Below are 19,231 nucleotides of genomic sequence, written 5' to 3'. Positions count from 1 at the left end.
GTACTTACGCGGCTTTTTCCTTAGTTAAATTCAAACCACCCGTGCCAGTTGACGGGTCATAAGTCGGGGCATGGGTGATTCCTTGATTGTAACGATCATAATAACGTGCATCGGTTACGCCGTGCCTTGCATTGACGACTAAGAATCCGCCCATACTAGGCTTGACACGTTGTAATTGCTGAATCGCGCTCAAGACTTGCTTGCGATCCATATTTTTTTCATCAGTGACTAATAAAGTATTATCTGCTTGCGCAGCCAGTATTAAGGCATCAGCGAAACCCGTGACAGGTGGCCCATCAATAATAGTAATATCAAAATGGTTGCGAGCCATCTCTAATAATTGACGCATTTTCGTACTTGCCAATACACTGCTTGGATCAACACGAAACGGCCCTGCGGTAATCACATACGCATTTTTCATATTCGGTATTTGCTGGGTCACTTGAACCAATTCAGCCCGGCCCTCCACATAATCACTTAAACCACGGGTATTATTTATTCCCATTTTCAAATGCACAGTTGGACGGCGTAAATCAGCATCAATCAGCAAAACTTTTGCCCCCATTTGTGCATGACTTAAAGCTAAATTCACCGATGAGGTCGACTTACCTTCTGAAGGGTTAACACTCGTCAATACAATAATACTAGGCTTGCCCGCTTGTAAGGCAAAACGAATATTGGTTGCAGCAATCCGATAGGCTTCAGCGGCGGGTGAATGAGGATTACGCATTGTAACCATTGCCAGATCTTGCTCACTCATCCGGCGGACATGCGGGATCGTCCCCAGCACAGGCAAACCGCTTACCATTTGTAACTCATCACCAGAGGTTAGCGAGCGACGCAAGGTTTCGCGCAGTAATGCCAAGCCAGTCGCCAAAATCAAACCCGTGATTAACCCCACTATTAAATTGATCGCTTTATTCGGTCTAAACGGCTCAGCCGGTGGTTTAGCTGCATCAATAATCCGAATATTAGTGGCTTTATTTGCACCTGCAGCGACATTCACTTCACTCATACGCTTTAAAAGATCGTCATAAAGCTTACGACTGGTTTCTACTTCGCGCTTTAGGGCATTGTATTCAACACTACGATCACGCAAATTTACTAACTCGCCTTTATAATTAGCCAGCTCAGAACGTACCTGCCCTTCAAGGCGCTTAGACGCTGTGAATTCAGCCTCTAAAGATTGTTTTAAATTAGCCACTTCAGTGGCTAATTTAGCTTTAACCGCCGTAATTTGCTGAGCCAACTGCTGCATTTCTGGATAGGCTGGCTTGAAAACTTTAGATTGATTTTGATACTGTCCTTCTAAATCAACGATTTGTCGCTTTAGAGACTCGACGACTGGATTTGTTAAAACGCCTACCACATTACCATGCTTGCGGGCTTGGCCTAATTGGCTTTCCGCCTCAATCCGACGCCGCTCGGCAGTCGCTAAAGCACTATTCAACTCATTCAGCTTTTGCTCTTGAGTCGCTTGGCTATTGTTGACTTCCAGAATTTGATTATCCCGCGCATAGCTGACCAATTCATTCTCACTATTAGTCAAGCGCTCACGTGCTTTTTCTAACTCTCGATCTAAGAAAGCTTGTGCATAAATATCAGTTTGGCTACTAGTACTGATCGAATTTTTGATATACAAATCAATTAATTTATTAACAATTTCTGCAGATAATACTGGATCAGGGCTTTCATAATAAACTTTAACTAAATGAGCCTTTTCAATCGGTTCGACATAAAGATTTTTCAGAAAAGCATCTATATTGTCACCTTGAATTGCTGGCGAACTTGGCTTTGCAGGTTTTAAGTTGGCTGGTAACAGGTTAGTTAGTTGATCTTTAAGGTCAACTAGGGTTTTTTTGGCATCGGCTACTATTTCAGAAAAAGGTGTAGGCTGCTCTTTAAGTTCAAATAAGCGCGGATCTAAGTCTAATTCATTAATCACTTGCTCAGCGAGCTGGCGGCTTTTCAGCTGTTCATATTGGGTACGAAAGAACATATCACCTTCACCCATGTCTGGGCTAACTTGTCTTACACTCCCAAAATCAACCACTTGCGCACCTTGCTTATCAATTTGAAGCGTCGCACTCGCCCGATATTCAGGCTTGATCATAGCCGTAATGAGCATAGTCGCTAAGAGCACTAAGCCTAAAATGGTTAGAAACAACCATTTTTGCCGCCATAACCGCCGCCATAACTGCTCTAAACTGAGTAGGCCGGTGGCAGCAGCCTGCTGCTTAGTCCCTAGCGCAGACATAAACTCTGGGGAGGGCAGGATCACAGGAATGCTCGGGCTTGCGACAGCTGGAACTTGCTCAGAGACGGTCAACATAATCTTATCAGCCATTAGGTAAAATATCTGATGCTATCCTCGTATAACATTTTTCTATATGCAAAAGCCTAACTGCATACCGCAACGTTTTTTTAGATAAGCGGCTAGTCGATAGTCAAGTCGCGCTTATTCCTTTTGCCTAAAAACTTTGCCCTCTTATCCAGTCAGCACAGGCTAAACACCCGTAACTGATCAATACTCTAGCGAACTAACTAGCAAATCGAGTACCCCGCCGATGGCTATCCGAATTAAAGAATTAAATAACTCAGCAGAACCAAGCTCAGACTTAGGCTTAAATGAATTAAATGAAAAAGTATTTACACGTCCAGCCTTCAGATTAGCCTTAGCCAGAGAGTACAAACTGCAAGCTATTGATCTTGAATTAGCGTTTCACGATCAAATGATTAGCATTCCTGCTTTTCTGAAAAATACTGCACTCGGCTTAGGTGCTAATACCCTGATTATAGGTGCTGGCTTTGATAAAACCGGTGAAATCAATACGCCAACGGGTCTTGAATACTCAGCTTTAGTCAGCGAACTCTTAGCGCAATTACCCGCATTAAACCTTAAGGCACAACGCCTAGACTGGCGAACAACACAGAGCCTTCCTTGTGCAATTGATCATTCTGATAAAGTCGAATTGATTGTTGACCTCAGTAAAACCTGTGATCAACGTTTAAAAGATTTTTCTAAATCAACTCGACGTAATATTCGGCTGGCTTTTAAGCAAGGTTTTCATTTCAGAATTGGGAATGATTTAGAACTACTCCAAGCCTTTTATGCGCTCTACCTCAAACAGATGCATGAAGTAGGCAGCCTACCGCACAGCTGGCGTTTCTTTGCTGAGCTTCACCATCACTATCAAGCTTCAATGTCTTTATTTGTAGGCTATTTTGCTGAGACCCCAGTAGTCGCGGCTCTCGCCTTTAGCTCTAAAGACGAGCTGTATGGAGCTTGGATGGGGTTAGACCCCGCTTATAAAAAAGAAAATGTGTTTTTGACGATGCTCTGGTCAATTATTGAATACTGTGAGCAAACGGGTAAGCCTTATTACAATTTAGGGCGTTCATCCGTCGCTAGCCATGCCTATGATTTCAAGCTGCGTTTAGCCGATTACACCCGGCCGATTCATTATTATGAATTACCGATTCCTAAAGCGAAATCCTCACGCTCACCTGTTTATAGCAGTGCATCTTGGCTTATTCGTAACAGCCCGCCTTTTGTTATGAATACCCTTTCCCGTCATTTACTACATAAGTTTTACTAAAAATGGTCAAAATACTCGAAGTCTGCACCGCCAGTAGTCCGGCTTATGCCTTAGTGTTTAAACGTGCGCAAGTTTTAAATGAGCGTTACCCCCAGCAACTAAAAATTGATATTTTATGTAGTGCGGGTAAAGAAGTTGAACTCATGCGTCAGCAAGGCATGAAAGTGGTTATTACTGATTTGCACCGCAGTCTCAAACCTTGGCGCTTATTACAATCCTTACTTAATTTAAAAACCGTTTTAGCCCAAACTGATTATGATGTTGTGCACCTCCATTTTGGTGTACCGAGTTTGATTGGCCGTTGTTTAGCGGTATTTATGCGCAAACCGATCTGGATTTATCAAAGTCATGGTTATAGTTTGTCTCATAATACCAGCACTTTAGGTAAATACACTTATCTGGCCATTGAGCGCTTATTAAAAAGGACGGTTCACCTTGCCTTATTTCAAGGCCATGAAGATATGCAACTGGCGCGCCGCTATCGCTTGCTTGATGAAGCACAAATGGTCTATTTAGGGAATGGCATTGATACCGACTATTTTCAAGTACAACCCCGTCTTGGGTCGGAGCATACAACCATTTTTGGTATGGTGGCACGCTTTGAACCGATCAAAAATCATCAATTGCTGTTAGATGCAGTTAAACATCTGCGTCTGCTGAATCCTAATTTCAAAGTTTTGTTGATTGGTCAGGGCGAGCTGCAAACCGAACTCTCGGCCAAAATTGCTGCACATCAACTGCAAGCATGGATCGAAATGCGTGCCTATAGCACGGATATGGCGAGTTTTTATCAAGAGCTTGATGTAGGTCTACTCACGTCATTAGGTGAAGGCTTACCCCGTGCACTACTAGAACCAATGGCTTGTGCTAAACCGGTGATTTGTACCGATGTTAAAGGCAGCCGAGAAGCGGTTAAAGATCAACAGACGGGCTTTATTGTCCCCTTGGCCGCACCCCAAATTTTAGCGGCTAAAATGCAATGGCTCATGGAGCATCCCCACGAGCGGATACAAATGGGGTTGGCTGCCCGTGAACATGTGCTGGCGAACTTTACCGCCCAGCAAGTTTTGGAACGTTTAGCGAATATTTATTTAGCGTGTCATGCACAGCGTCAAGGCTTAGCCACATTTGAAACTAGTTGGGAAATTTCACGATGATTTTCAGTGCTGATATTGAGGATTGGCAACAGTCGGTGTTGGATTTTGACCGACCCATTTCTCAACGGGTACTCAACAATACCTTGCAGCTCTTAGCTATTTTGGCTGAGCATCAAGTCCAAGCAACCTTCTTTGTACAAGGCATGGTAGCAGAGCGCTTTCCCGAATTAATCACTGCCATTGCCGCACAAGGCCATGAATTAGCCAGTCATGCTTATAGTCATCGACCGCTGTATACCCTGACACCCGCACAATTTAAAGATGAACTGGAGCGCTCAGTTTATAAGCTAGAAGATTTAACAGGGCAAAAAGTATTAGGTTTCCGCGCACCCACTTTTTCAGTACGCACTGAAATCTTGCCTTGGTATTGCGACACTTTACAAGCCTTTGGACTACGTTATGACTCGTCGATTATGTTAGCGCAAGTCCGCAAAGTTTATGGTTTTGCTGATGATTCAATCTTAGCGCAAATTCGTGCACGAGGCTTAGATACCTATCCCCTCTCAACTTGCACAGTATTAGGCAAATCCTTACCCGTGATGGGTGGCGGTTATTTTCGTATTTATCCTTATGCCTTAAATCGCTGGCTCGCACGTCAACTTAATAAAACCTCAGGTGTATTTTATATGCATCCCTATGAGCTAGATATCCAAGAGTATCAGGAGGTTGCCAAACCCGCCGGTATTTCTAAAGCTTGGGCGGTGCATCAGTTTGCCGGACGTTCGGGGATGGTCAATAAATTGCATAAACTATTGACTGATTATCCATTTACTTCGTTTCAAGCTCAGTATTACCACTAAACTACAACTACCTATAACTAAAACTATCAATGAGGTCAAAACATGTGTGGCATTGCGGGATTTTTGGGATTTACTCATTTAAACCAACCCGCACAAACCCTCGAGCACATGACAGCAGCTCTCCAACATCGGGGTCCTGATGCCCAAGGTTTATGGCTAGATGCTGAGGCGCAAATAGCTTTAGGTCATCGACGTTTAGCCATTGTTGATTTATCCACCGCCGGACAACAACCCATGCGTTCTGCTGATGGCCGCTATCTTTGTGTATTTAATGGTGAAATTTATAATCACCACGCCTTACGTAAAAAGCTAGAGCGCAGTGGCGTTAGCCCACAATGGCGGGGACATTCGGATACTGAAACCCTCTTGGCTGGTTTCGCTCACTGGGGTATCGAAGCGACTCTCCAAAAAACCGTGGGGATGTTTGCCATTGCCTTATGGGACAAGCATGAACGCCTGCTCACCCTCATGCGGGATCGTATGGGCGAAAAGCCCTTATATTATGGTTGGATCGGCGCACAATTTGCCTTTGCTTCTGAGCTGAAAGCTTTACGCCAGCTTCCCACCTTCGAGGCAGAACTTGATCGCACGGTTTTAGCTAGCTATTTGCAATGCGCCTATGTCACCAGCCCAGCCAGTATTTATCAGGGCATTTATAAGCTAGAAGCGGGCTGCTTATTAGAGTTAAAGCTTCAACACCTACCTCAAAAACAGGCTCAAGCCAAAGCTTGGTGGTCAAGCTTCGAAATGGCTTTACAAAGCCAGCAACAACTGATTACCGATCAGCCAACAGCCTTAGCTTGTCTTGAACAACAGCTGCAACAAGCGGTTCAATTACAAGCTCAAGCTGATGTACCTTTAGGTGCTTTTCTCTCCGGCGGGATTGACTCCTCTTTAATTGTTAGCCTGATGCAGGCTCAACATAGTCAAGCTATTCGTACTTTTACGGTGGCTTTTGAACAAGCAGGTTTTAATGAAGCCCAACACGCTCGCGCCGTTGCTGAACACCTAGGCACTGCCCATACCGAGTTTACCGTCGGCGCACAAGAAGCTTTAGCTGTGATTCCCCTCCTGCCACAACTTTACGATGAGCCTTTTGCAGATACCTCACAAATTCCCACCTTTATCATTAGCCGTTGTGCTCGCCAACAAGTGAGCGTTGCTTTATCCGGTGATGCAGGCGATGAATTATTTGGCGGTTATCGTAGCTATTTATTTGCACAAAAGATTTGGTCTAAACTCGCTTGGCTACCGTCAGAGCTTCGCCAGCGCCTCAGCCAGCTGTTGCTGAAGATACCAACCCCAATTTTAAACAAACTGTTACTGCAATCCGATGAGCAACTCGGTGCTCAGCTGCATAAAATTGCAGCGGCATTGGCGGCGAGTGCCTCCGTTTACGATTTATTTCCACGCTTATCTCAAGCTTGGCAACATCCTGAAGCCTTAGTCATCGGCACAACCACTACACTCGCAACTCCTTGGCCTTTAAATAAACTAGCACCCCATTTCCATGAGGCTGAATCAGCGATGATGATGTTTGATACTTTAAACATCCTTCCCGATAATATGCTCTGCAAAATAGATCGCGCTGCGATGGGCGCTAGCTTAGAAACCCGAGTACCGTTTTTAGATCATCGGGTCGTTGAATTGGCTTGGCGGCTACCCCTTCAGTTTAAAATTAACCAAGGGCAAGGCAAATGGTTAGTCCGGCAATTGCTGTATAAATATGTACCTGCCCACATCGTCAATCGCCCCAAGCAAGGTTTTAATGTGCCGCTAGCCGATTGGCTAAGGGGGGAATTGCGTGACTGGGCCGAAGAGCTATTAGATGCGAAACGCATGCAACAACAGGGCTATCTGCAAACCAAACTTGTCCAACACGAATGGCAGCAGTTCTTAAAAGGTGCTGCCAATCAACAACGCTTATGGTGCATTCTCATGTTCCAAGCTTGGTTAGCCTCACAAGCGGCTATCACCTCCGTGAATACTGCTAAATGATGTTGTTGCATTCGCTCTAAACTAAAATTAGCGTGAATATGTTGCCAAGCGGCCTGCACATGGGCCTGCTTTTCTGTTTCACTCCAAGCTAAGACTTGCAACCAAGCAGCCGCTAGACTGTTGCTATCATTCACTGGTACTAACAGACCCTTATCGCCCAAAATTAAAGCAATGTCACCGACATCAGTAGCTACACAAGGCGTCCCCAAAGCCATTGCCTCAACTAAGAACAGCGGAAAAGCTTCAGAGCGTGAAGATAAGCTAGCAAGATCAAACGCACGAATTAAATCTTGTGCATCATGACGAATACCTAAAGTATGCACTCGATCTTGCAAACCTAAATTAGTAATTTGTGCTTGTAACTCAGCATTATGCTGATCGACCCCTTCACCGGCTAAGACTAAATGTGTATTTTGGCTTGGGCTTAATTGAGCAAAAGCGTCGAGCATCACGGGCAAAGCCTTCTCAGGCACTGCCCGAGTCAGGCTACCAATTAATACCGCATCTAAGTCTAATCCTAATTCCGCACGTAGCGCTTGCCGAGCTAGACGGATAGGTTCAGTTTGCAAATTAGTGACCGCGACACCATTAGGGATCAGCTCCATACGACTTGCCGGATAGCCCACTTCAAGATAACGCTGCCGACTACGCTCAGAAACCAAAATAATCTTGTAAGGAATAGAGGATAAGCGTACCCCCAGCCAAAATAAAGCACGATGCTGCCAACGAGTGTAGAGCTTTTTTAAAGGTGTATCATGTAACCCCCAAATGACTGCTGGCCTAGGCTTGGAGCTAACCGCTGCTAGCAACACGGCAAATAAATTAGCATGATGCAAAAAGCTATAAAGTATTTTAATGTGGTGCTCGGTAAGTATCCGCTTAAGCTCAACTATTTTTTTAAAAATTAACTGTGGTTTTTCTAATTCTAAATAAAAAACCTCGACACCTAGCTTGGTAAATGCTGGTTGTAAACCTTCAGTTTTCAATAAGCTAATCACTAAAGGTGGTTTAGTAGTGGCTGGCGTATTCGCTAATAAACCCAATAAAACTTTTTGTGCTCCACCCATCGCTAGTGAAGTGATTATATAAGCCACTTGCTCTAAAGGAGCAGTCTGATTTAAGGATTGGCTCATAGTTTTTTCATTAGATAGCGCATAGCTAACCAACCTTTGAGGGTTTTAGGCGTAAAATTTATATACTCTTTAAGCTCATCACCGCCAAAACCGCGTTTAAAATGATTAATATTTTCTAGTTGTGGATCATTACCTAAAGCCAGCCCACCTAAATCATATAGTCTATAATTTAATTTTTTAAATTGATTGATTTCAAACCAATGTAACGATCGGTGAATTTTACTAATCCCTCTACGTTCAGTTGCACTATCAGCCTGTGTGCGAAAATTTGAAATGGAGTGCAATAATCGTGCACGCTCATCATTACTAATAAATGCATGCAGGCAAACTAATTCATTAGTATAAACACAACGAACATTAGTCAAAATTAAAGATTTTTTGCCGGCAAAAAACCTTAGCTTACCTTGATTACAAATTGGTAAATTTTTTTCATTAGCAAAAGCATCATAATACTTACAAAAAGTTTGTATGTCCTCTGCACAAGGCTCAGTAATAAAACGATAAGATAAATCACTTGACTCTAGGCTTGCTTGAACTCCTCGTCGATGGCTAGAGCGAAAATTTGCTAAAATCACCTCAGGATCTTTTGTTAAATCAATCACTGAAGTCAGAGCCGGTGTTGTATGTTTGCCTTGATTTGGAACACAGAAATCTACTTTTAAATCATAATTGGGTTGATGCCCCACTCCAGAAGAAAAATAAATCTCTTGAATACTAATACCATACTTTTTACGATTGATAGTGAGTGCTTTCATTTCGTTTATTCACAGTTTTCAAAAAATCATCTAAAACCAATCTGACTTTGCTTATATTTAATAACCAAATCATAGCCAAGTACAGGATCACACCAATTAAAATACGGACCAATCCCTCTAGCAATCCAGTCCCTATCGGTAAATTTTTTAGCGCAATCAACATTAGACTAGCTGCAATGACAAGTTTCCCTAATTCCAACCATAGAATCGGCATTTTAAAAAAATTTGCACTTAGCCTATATCCGTAGATGACACAAATTAGATAAGAAATTAAAGAAGCAAGAATAGCTCCATTAATTTGATAAAAGGGAATAAGTATCAGATTAAGGATAAGGTTTAATAAAGCGGCCAACCCCACTACCCAGACTGTTTTATGTGTTTGTTTAGCAATTTGGAATGCTAAAGAAATATAAAACAAATAAATTGCATTGATAATCAATAAAAAACCAATGAGGGGCAATAACCGCAAAGACTCACCTAAATAATCAGCACCGATTAATAAAGGCATAAAATCACGACTAACCGCAATCAAGCCGAAATAACTAGGCAATAATAAACCAAGCAAAATTAATAAATAATCAGCTAATTTAGCTTTGGCAGCTTCCTCACCCTGCTGCTCTAAGACTTGCAAAATCAATGGGTAAGCTGCCATATTGATGGCACTAGCAACCAGAATAAGTAATTGAAACGGCAAACTAAAAGCTACCGCATATTGACCTGCTGCCTCAAAACCCACTAACCAACTTAATAAAATACGATCAGTTGCATGAATCAGCTCAAGCAGCATAAAAGTCAAACTCAAAGGCCAACCATATTTTAGCAATTTCAATAGTTTGCGATAATTGAGAGACTTTGGATAATGCCAAAATAGCTGCCAAAAATGCGGTGAAACCAAAGGTATTAAGAGAAAACCTAAGCTGGTTGCCAACAAAATTCCATACCAAGAATAACCAGTCAACACTAAACCGACTGCTAATAAAGTAGTAAAAACTACACGTACCAACTCAATAAATAAATAACGTTCGGCTTGCAGACTAATCGAATTAATACGTTGATAGCCCATATAAATTGCATTGCTAATCATTAAAATAGCAATTGTCGCTGCAATTAAGGCATCCCGAGTAAATAAAAAATAGACTGTAGCTACGCCTATAATCAATACACTACCGGTAACTAACACCACGCCGACTAAGCTGGTTAGCTCATCTTCCTGAAACTCACTCGTATTCCAGTAGCGCATTAGCGCAACATAGACCCAGTTAAATAAAATAATATTGGCACTATTAGCCATCACCAGTAGCGTACTATACAGACCATAGGCTTCTGGACTCAGCCAGCGTGTGTATAGAGCCAGCGTAAAAAAGGCCGCAAGCGCCGGAATACCATGAGCCAGTAGATAGAAAAGACTATGGCGGAGCTGCATCTTAGACCGCCAACCAAGTATCAGCGACGGTGCGAATATCATTCGCGTGCACAGAACTCGGTGCTTGTCGTGACAAACGCTCACGTAATTGACTATCAGTACACAACCGCTGCATACCAGCGGCTAAAGCTTGCTCGGTGAGAGCAACTAATAAACCATTCACACCTTCACGAATAATTTCCCTTGGACCACTTGGGCAATCGGTACTTAAAACCGGACAACCTAAACTGAGTGCTTCAATCAATACCACAGGATAAGCCTCAGTATCACTACTCATCACCAAATACTCAGCCCTGGTCATGTATTTATAGGGATTAGCTTCATAGCCCAACAGCAAAATTCGCTCCTGCAAACCATAATCCCTAATTTGCTGCTCTAAATTTTTACGTAGCTCACCCTCACCTAAAATAATTAAGCGGCAATTTTCAGCTATATTAGCTTGTGCATAAGCAGCAATTAGCCGATCAAATCGCTTCAGAGCATTTAAACGTCCAACCGCTAAAACAAAAGGTGTATTAATAGCAATACTTTCTTTAGCACGTTGATGTACTAAATTTGTCATGACTGGGTTATAAATTCGCACTACATTATTAAGCTGTAAATAGGTTTCTAATTTAGTTTGCATACTATTGGTTAAAGCAATAACTGCACGCGCACGCTTAAATGCAAATTTAATAATCTTTTTTTGCCGTTCTGTCCATTCATCTGGATCAATATGAACTGATACGAGTGTCAAGGGGCTCGCTAAAGCACAAGGTATGTTAGCAGACTCTAAGAATGAAAAAATATGAGTAAATTGCTCACGCTGGAAAACCTGTCGAAAAGTCCAAACTCGCTGAGCCAATAACTTTAACTGACTTATAATACTACCTGCACGTGAAGGCATAGATATATGCAGATGTTTAGCTGGCGTTTGCAAATAGCCGGATTTATTTTTTTCCTCAAAGGTAATAACGGTCACATCATAACCTCGTTGATGGAACTCAGTTGCTAAATCAGCTGCAACTTTTTCTGCTCCACCTGGCATGCCTAAATCACCAATTACAATTGCAATTTTTTTCACGCTGTTCTCCATTGATGAGCCATTGTTAAATTTATTGATGGAACTTCCAGCAGACTAGCCTTCAAAACTACAAATAAATAAGCAAACCAAATAAACATTTTTTCATTCAGTGTCAAAGTAAACTGCCCTGCAACTGCAATCAATAATAAAGAAATCATTAATAATCGTTGCTCAGCAGGAATACGTAAGCTTTGCAATAACACCACGACAATCACTGCCAGATAAAGCAACAAACCAACAATACCCTGCTCTACCATAATCGAGATATAACTATTATGTGCAGTGTAATCAATATTATACTTATTAATTACTCGTCTAAATGAACTCAGTCCATTACCAACAAATGGAGCTTCATTAATTTCTAACCATGCCCGAGACCAAGTAATACTCCGTGAACTTAAAGTACCTTGGCTCAATTCAGTGCCAGAGGAAAACAAACGCTCTAAAGTTTTTTCTGGAACAAAATTTGTCACACCAACCACTGCAGCAATAAAAAACCCAAGTACCGCTATTTTCCAAATAAAACGAGCACGCCATAGCCAAGGAAGCACACCCATAAAACCTAACAAAGCGGTAATAAAACCAGTTCTCGAGCCAGTAATAAAAATCCCAAATAAGGCTAATGGTATATAGATAAGACTCAAGCTACGCAATAACCATGATTTAGTCGTTAACAATAAATACCAAGCCATCGGTAAACCTAAAGCCAGTTGAAGTGAAGTTTCATTAGCATCAAAACCTTTAATTTCATGGCGAACTGTAGTACTAGTTGGGTCATAACCACTAACTAGAAAATAAATCAAGCCAATTGCTCCTAATAAGTAAGCTGCCAAGGCAAAATTTAAGTCTTGCTCGGTACGAATGACTTGAAAAGCAAGCAATACCAACATAAATAAATACAAATGACCTTTAATAGATTGTTGGCTATTAATCGCCAAGCTGGTTTCATAATTAACTGGCATCCAAGTCCAAAGATAGCTAAATAGCATCCAACAAATATAAGCCGTCACCGCAATTAAAAACCAAGGTGAGCCTCGCAACCCATCCCCACTGATTAGCAGTAAAGCCACCATGCCAAATAATAGCAAACCCGAAATTTTAACTAACGACAGTCCCGCAATCGACCATAAACCATCAGTAGGCACTGCAAAAATCAAGATTAATAAGCAAACTAAAGCTAGCTTTCTTATCCCCTCCATGCTAATGCCTCCCAATTTGCTGCGATTGCATCAATTGATAAATGTGCGACCGAAGCTGCTGCATTAATACTTAGATATTGATGCAAAGCTTTATTAAAATACAGCTCATCTAAAGCATCGCGTAAAGCAAGAGTATTCTCTACAGGTACTAACAAGCCATTATGACCATGCTGAATAATTTCATTGGGTCCTGTAGCACAATCTGTTGAAATCACTGGCTTGCCAATCGCTAAAGCCTCAATCAATACCATAGGAAAACCTTCATGATCACTCGATAAGGCTAAAAATTCAGCACCTGCGATATTTGGATGTGGATTCTCAATATTACCGGGCATCAACACTTGCTCTAATAAATTTAGATTTTTAATTTGCTCTTGTAATTTATTACGTAAACTACCTTCACCTAAAATCAATAATTTAGCTTCATATTTTAATTTACTATCTGCATAAGCTTGGATTAGACGATCTAGGCGCTTTTGCTGCTCTAAACGGCCAACAGCGATAATATATTTACCTTCCAGTTTAATTTTTGCTGTTTGTTTTGCATAAAAATTTAAGCGCTCGAAATCCACTGGATTATAAATCGTTATTAAACCAATCGAATTAGTTAGTTTATTTTTAAATGCTTGCATAGCAACTTGTGAAACACAAACCACTTTTTTAGTCTTAGGAAATAAATAACTTGCAATTTTCCATTCTGCTTTAGAAAAATATAAATCAGGATTACAATGATTAGAAGCAACCGTTTGGTGATTTGCCAAAATAGAAGGGAAACTTGCTGTTTCCATAACGGCGATGATTAAATCAAATTTATTTTTCTGATAAACTTTCTTTAGCTGCCAAGCACGCCTAAGTAAGATCAAACCACGCTCAATAAAACCAAACCCAGAAGGTAGATTTAAATTAATTAACCTTCCAGCAATCGGATAGCCAATTTCATTATCAAAAACTATTATAGTTAGTTCATAGCCTTTTTTCTGCCAATAAATAGACAGCTCAGAAACTACCTTTTCAGCTCCACCACGCCCAAGGGAGTGAATGACGAAGGCAATTTTTTTGTTAGTCATCATGCTTTCCGCCAACGTTTACGAGTGTAGATGCCATCACTAATAATCGTATTACCCAAACAAGAAATGGAGTGCATGCCCTCTAATGAAGCTCTGCCGCTCGGAATACACTGGGCTACCGATATTTCTTTATACGTTTGCTCATTCCACTCGATAATGGCATTCAGGTTCAAGCCACGCCCGTAAGAACCTGCACAATTTTGAGACGGTCGGTAGATCACCCCATCCTTTTCAAATAAAGCACCCGCTGAACGTGCTTTATCAGCATGATTAATAATAGGATTAGCGGGATGAGCCCGCCATTGATCAGCCAATAAACTGTCGGCTGAAAACAGATAAAGCAATTCATTGGGTGAACTACTGAGATGCGGACGAATATTGACAAAAATCCACCAACGCCCAGCATATTGATGCAAAGTAGCATCATAAGCATCAACATCAGTGAGTAAAGATTTAACAAACTCCCATTGATCTGGAAATTGAGTACAACGATATAAATCTAAGCTACGATTTTCAGCTGACTCTGGGACTAAATACCAAGTATCTGCATCTTTAAATACAAAAGGATAAGATAGATGATAATCTCTCTCTAATACAGGAATAGGTTCGACTTTGTTTCCTAAGCTTTCTAAATCAACTAGCTTTGCACAAACAATACGTCCGCGCTTTTTATTTTCTAAATACTCTTCAAAAAATACATACTGCTCACCCTTTTCCTCAACTAAGCACGGATCTGCCGCAAAACCTTTAGTGGGTGCATAAAGTAATTTTGATTGATCTGTCTTACTAAAATGATCAATCGGATTTTTTTCGGTTTTTAATAATACCCATTGTTTATGTACAGTAAGTTTATTAATTAAGCGTTTTAAATGTGTAGCTAAAAAACCTAATAGTAATATTAAGAAATTTTCCGTCACTAAAGCACAATAACAAATACTATCTATATAAATTAATTTATCAACTAAAGTTGCTAAATGCCTATGTTGAATAAATTTTTTTCCTGTTTCATAGTCACTTGCTTGCTGACATAAAACCGAAATAAATTCAAGCATTTTCCATAATAGGTTATCATGAGTTTTGCTTAATAAACATTGCTTACTGGTATAAGAAATCCATAAATAACGATCTTGCTTGAAATAAGCACTTTTGACCATCACACCACTGACAATCCCATTTTGATTTAAGTTAAACTCTTGTATCCCAGCCCAACGCGAAGAACGCTCTAGATGGCTATTATAAAAATAATACCAAACTCCATATTGAGTATTTGCAATTAAATACTCCGGCAACTTATCTTTGGCTGTTAGATTAATTACTAAATTAATTGATTTATTAAAGTACTCTACTTTAGCAATGGCTGAATTTAATTTAACAAAACTACTATCTAATAAACCACTGATATTGACTAACTGGTCAGCAGGATGAGTCGTCTCTAACAACTTGACTTCTAATTCACGTATTTTTTTAAAAAATCTAAACTTAACTGGATTTAAAGACCAAGTTCTTGACTGTTCTGCTAATAACACTAATTTAATCTGAATATAGGTTTGAGCACTCAATCGCCTTAACAGAGCAGCCTGCCATGCAGGCAAATGAATATCCTCGACAATCAGAGCTATATTAAGTGGATAAGCTGTCATAAGTGGGTTTGACCATTATTTTGACCGTTGAACTTATTCAAAATATCACCCTGCAGATAAGTTGCCGAGGTGAGGCATAATAAATTTAGGGAGTTTATATCCCTTACCCCATCAATAATCACTAATAAATTAGCCTGAGCGAAGGTTTGAATCAGATGATGCAAGGGCTGCGAAACCGTTTGTTGCCCAACGATGGCCTGTGCCAATTCAGGTGCTAAACGGATAAAATCCAGCTTAAGTTGCTTGATTTGTGCCAATAAGGTGGCATTGACTGTATTGACTTGATCTAAGGCTAAGCGCACACCACTACGCTTTAAAGTCGGGAATAGTTGACGCGCTAAGACAGAATAAGTCAGGCAAGCCTCCATCGGTATAGCTAAAATTAATTGACTGGCTAAGCGCTGATTACTATTGAGTAATTTGACCAGAGCCTTAAATTGACTAGCCTGCTTAAAAATCCAATCACCCACACTAATTAAGATCAAATGCTCGCTCCTATGCTGAGACTGCAACAGTGGATGTAATAAAGCATTGCGCAGAGTCCACCAGTCCAGCTTGAAGCGTCCCCCTTGCTTGGCACTAGCCAGTAAATTTCGATAAGAGATACTGGTTCCGCTTGCAGTCAGTAAGTTGGGTTCAGCAATTAATAAACTAGGTTGCGTATGGGTTTGTAGATTTAAAGTCTCTTGGAAATGAGCTTGTAACTGCTGGCTAGCCCTCGTCTGCTTAGCCTGCGAAGCGACCGGTTGATCCCAAGGATTAGCTAAAGCGGGCGGCGTGGATTCGACTAAGGCATGGACATGTAACTGCACACAACGTTGCCCTCGGAAAACCGAAGGAATAAAACGAGTTTCAGCCCGAAAAGGTTTTTTATCGAAACGTTTGAGGGTTAACAATAGACGGTTGGAAGGACAAGCACTGCGCTCTGCATTAGCACATAAAGTGCTAAAGACTTGACGCTCATCCGTAGAAATCAAACTTAATAAGGGTGTGGCTAAAGCCTCGGATTCCGAACTAAACCCAAACAAAGATAGATAGGCTACATTAGCATGTAGATGTTTACCTCGTGCTACAAAAGCCACTGGCTCACGCGCATAGTCAACTAACCATTGGCAGCGTAATTCAGCAATACTCAGTAAATGTTTGCACTGGCGGAAGCGGGTTTTTAACGTGCTGTAATTCAAAAGATAATTGATCTGTTGCTGTAATAAATCAGCATCACCGACTGAGATTGCGCACAACTCAACCGCTAAGACGCGAGTTGTTAGCGGCTCCCAATGACGCTGAGCAACTTTGACACAAATTGAATCAGGCGAGCGCTGCTGGATGAGTTCTAATAACCGCCCTTCCCGCTGTTGCATTAAATCACTGGGGCAAAAAACTAAGGCTGGGGCAGTTGCTAAACTCGTTTCTAGTTCCGCCCAAGTCTTGGCATAGGTCAATTGAATCTCAAAACCTGTTTGGCGTAAAGCAACCTCCAGGATTTGGCTAAGCGCGGGGTTCTGATGAACGATGACACAAGCGACAGTATGTTGACTCATACTGTGAAAGATACCAAGTTATCGGCTTGGCAAAAGTCAGAAGGCTGTTTTTCCCGACCATCGTATCCAGTGACTTGACGGGCTGATTATGGTATCAATTTTATCTATAGATCTGACCATAAGCTGTCGAAATCATCATCAGTCTTCTGTTTTTCGTCTTCCGTGATGATTTTGTAGCGGAAATAAGCAAACGCACCTAAGCACTCATCTAAGGCTGATAATAACACTCGCTCCTGACGCCCTTGTAAATCAATCGAAATTTTATCTCCCGACTGGAAAACATAAGCAGGTAGAATTAATACTGGCTCAGCTCTTAGACCTTCTATGCTCGGTAACATTAAGCCTTGCTGGGGGAATTTATGCGTGACTTCACGATTTAACACCTGATCCGCCGTTAGGGCTTGTACTTTAGCCGATAATAATTCAACACCACAAAATAAGCCTTGTTTATTAATATACTCCATCCATTTTACAACTCCGACTACCCAGCTATTTTGCTCATTGGAAATATCACGTAGGCCGATTAACTCCCCTACCCGTACTGCTGAGCTTTCTTTATGTGTCCAACGCAGACCATAACCACCAATGCTGCTATTGATCATATCCCAAATTTGCATCTTACTCGTCGTTTCAGCCAAACTCTTTTGACTCGCAGTGGCTAAGCCCGCCTCACCATAGAGCATATTGTCAAATAATAAATCCTCCTCACGCTTTTGGTCTGGACTCCCGCCCTGATAGGCAAGATTTACCGCCTCCAATACACTTTGCATACCTAAAACAACGGCGACCTTTTCTGTTTTAGGGAAGCGATTAAATTGGCGATTACGAACCGTCGTTAGATGAAAAACCATCCGTTTAAGCAAATTACGGCTCATGCCATTTTTCAGAACTAGACCTGAGTTTTGCTCTCGAGAAAGCTCCTGTATTTGTCGGTCTAAATCGACAATCACTGCAGATAAATTAAACACCCTAACTGTCGGGGAATGCGGTAAATCCCGATACGGCATAATCACCGCTGGCTCATCATTATTTAAAACCGCCGCATGCACAAAGTCCTGATTAGCATCAAGTTGCAAAGTATCATTAGCAATTTTTATCGAATCGGTGACTGACTCGATATAGCGAACAATTCGCGCTACCTCTTCTTGGCGCAGACTATAGGGCTTAAATAGCGGCAGCACATTCATCTGAATATAGCGCTCTTCAATGCTCTTCGCCCCTTCACGCCCTTGATTGATCTTCATTTTATCGAGGCCACGCTCAGCCGCGAGTAAATACATATGATGAATATCATGCCAAATTGACTCACGAGTACGCACATAGACTGTATAGGTACTAATAAGATATAAACCTAAATAATCCAACACTCGATAAATAGCTGCCTGCAGAGCGCGCTTATTCACTTCATTTCGGGTGATCATATCTAAGGCAGCTAACTGGTATAAACCAGAAAACTCTAACAACAAGGATTGGTTTAGATCAAAAATCCGCTGGCCGCGCTCAGACAAAGGAAAAGCCCGACAGCTTAAATGGCGGCTCAGATTGGTCAGCATTAAATCAAAGGTTGGACGCAAGCGTTCACCGATGCGAATCCGCACGACGGGTGATAGAGAACGACGATTCAGATCGGCTAAACCATGATAGACCCGCTTAGTGGTATCACCAAAATCGGTGATAGATAAAGAATTGATCCAATCCTTAGCTTTGGACTCACTTAAAGGAATCGTGTAACGCGAAATATCCTGACGCTCTGCTGTCGTGTCCATCGCTACCTCACTCAGATCTGGGGCTTATTTTTATAATGACTCCTGATTATAGCTAATCTTCGCCAGATAAACGCCGTCAAACCGATAAAC

14 protein-coding genes are annotated in these 19,231 nt (G+C 41.4%); 4 read left to right on the top strand and 10 right to left on the bottom strand.

Annotated elements, in window-relative coordinates:
• Positions 1–4: 4 nt before the first annotated feature.
• Positions 5–2,347, bottom strand: coding sequence for a GumC family protein (locus B5D50_RS10640; protein WP_078922597.1), 2,343 nt, complete (start codon positions 2,345–2,347; stop codon positions 5–7).
• 220 nt (positions 2,348–2,567) lie between these two features.
• Here B5D50_RS10640 and B5D50_RS10635 point away from each other — a divergent pair, with 220 nt between their 5' ends.
• The 4 genes from B5D50_RS10635 to asnB are packed head-to-tail and all read left to right on the top strand — an operon-like array spanning position 2,568 to position 7,554.
• Complete coding sequence (locus B5D50_RS10635) at positions 2,568–3,599, top strand: GNAT family N-acetyltransferase (protein ID WP_078922596.1); 1,032 nt, start codon at positions 2,568–2,570, stop codon at positions 3,597–3,599.
• 2 nt (positions 3,600–3,601) lie between these two features.
• Complete coding sequence (locus B5D50_RS10630) at positions 3,602–4,756, top strand: glycosyltransferase family 4 protein (protein ID WP_078922595.1); 1,155 nt, start codon at positions 3,602–3,604, stop codon at positions 4,754–4,756.
• Complete coding sequence (locus B5D50_RS10625) at positions 4,753–5,556, top strand: polysaccharide deacetylase family protein (protein ID WP_078922594.1); 804 nt, start codon at positions 4,753–4,755, stop codon at positions 5,554–5,556. The genes B5D50_RS10630 and B5D50_RS10625 overlap by 4 nt, the downstream gene beginning before the upstream one ends.
• Positions 5,557–5,598: 42 nt before the next feature.
• Positions 5,599–7,554 (top strand): asparagine synthase (glutamine-hydrolyzing), encoded by a 1,956-nt coding sequence (asnB, locus tag B5D50_RS10620; protein WP_078922593.1) that lies wholly within the window; start codon positions 5,599–5,601, stop codon positions 7,552–7,554.
• On the opposite strand, the gene B5D50_RS10615 is transcribed toward asnB, so the two are convergent.
• The 9 genes from B5D50_RS10615 to B5D50_RS10575 form a co-directional block, all read right to left on the bottom strand.
• Complete coding sequence (locus tag B5D50_RS10615) at positions 7,470–8,687, bottom strand: glycosyltransferase (protein WP_078922592.1); 1,218 nt, start codon at positions 8,685–8,687, stop codon at positions 7,470–7,472. The genes asnB and B5D50_RS10615 overlap by 85 nt on opposite strands.
• A complete protein-coding gene (locus B5D50_RS10610; protein WP_078922591.1) occupies positions 8,684–9,442 on the bottom strand; it encodes a hypothetical protein in 759 nt (252 codons plus the stop codon). Before B5D50_RS10610 ends, B5D50_RS10615 begins: the two co-directional genes overlap by 4 nt.
• Positions 9,417–10,865 (bottom strand): lipopolysaccharide biosynthesis protein, encoded by a 1,449-nt coding sequence (locus B5D50_RS10605; protein WP_159448615.1) that lies wholly within the window; start codon positions 10,863–10,865, stop codon positions 9,417–9,419. Before B5D50_RS10605 ends, B5D50_RS10610 begins: the two co-directional genes overlap by 26 nt.
• A 1-nt stretch (position 10,866) precedes the next feature.
• Positions 10,867–11,928 carry a glycosyltransferase gene (locus tag B5D50_RS10600; RefSeq protein ID WP_159448614.1) on the bottom strand — a complete coding sequence of 354 codons (1,062 nt, stop codon included), beginning with the start codon at positions 11,926–11,928 and terminating at the stop codon, positions 10,867–10,869.
• Positions 11,925–13,127, bottom strand: a complete 1,203-nt coding sequence (locus B5D50_RS10595) for an O-antigen ligase family protein (RefSeq protein ID WP_078922588.1) — start codon at positions 13,125–13,127, stop codon at positions 11,925–11,927. The genes B5D50_RS10600 and B5D50_RS10595 overlap by 4 nt, the downstream gene beginning before the upstream one ends.
• Positions 13,115–14,197: a glycosyltransferase gene (locus B5D50_RS10590; protein WP_078922587.1), complete on the bottom strand. Its 1,083-nt coding sequence runs from the start codon at positions 14,195–14,197 to the stop codon at positions 13,115–13,117. Before B5D50_RS10590 ends, B5D50_RS10595 begins: the two co-directional genes overlap by 13 nt.
• Positions 14,194–15,753, bottom strand: a complete 1,560-nt coding sequence (locus tag B5D50_RS10585) for a glucosamine inositolphosphorylceramide transferase family protein (protein ID WP_159448613.1) — start codon at positions 15,751–15,753, stop codon at positions 14,194–14,196. The genes B5D50_RS10590 and B5D50_RS10585 overlap by 4 nt, the downstream gene beginning before the upstream one ends.
• Before the next feature lie 77 nt (positions 15,754–15,830).
• Entirely contained in the window at positions 15,831–17,375 is a 1,545-nt protein-coding gene (locus B5D50_RS10580) for an EAL domain-containing protein (RefSeq protein ID WP_078922585.1), read from the bottom strand.
• A gap of 104 nt (positions 17,376–17,479) precedes the next feature.
• Positions 17,480–19,141, bottom strand: a complete 1,662-nt coding sequence (locus tag B5D50_RS10575) for a hypothetical protein (RefSeq protein ID WP_078922584.1) — start codon at positions 19,139–19,141, stop codon at positions 17,480–17,482.
• Between the last annotated feature and the right edge of the window lie 90 nt (positions 19,142–19,231).

This window comes from Thiothrix eikelboomii, from assembly GCF_900167255.1.
Lineage (GTDB): Bacteria > Pseudomonadota > Gammaproteobacteria > Thiotrichales > Thiotrichaceae > Thiolinea > Thiolinea eikelboomii.
Note: the sequence above shows the minus strand (reverse complement) of the source record. Positions and strands in the feature narration are given on the sequence as shown.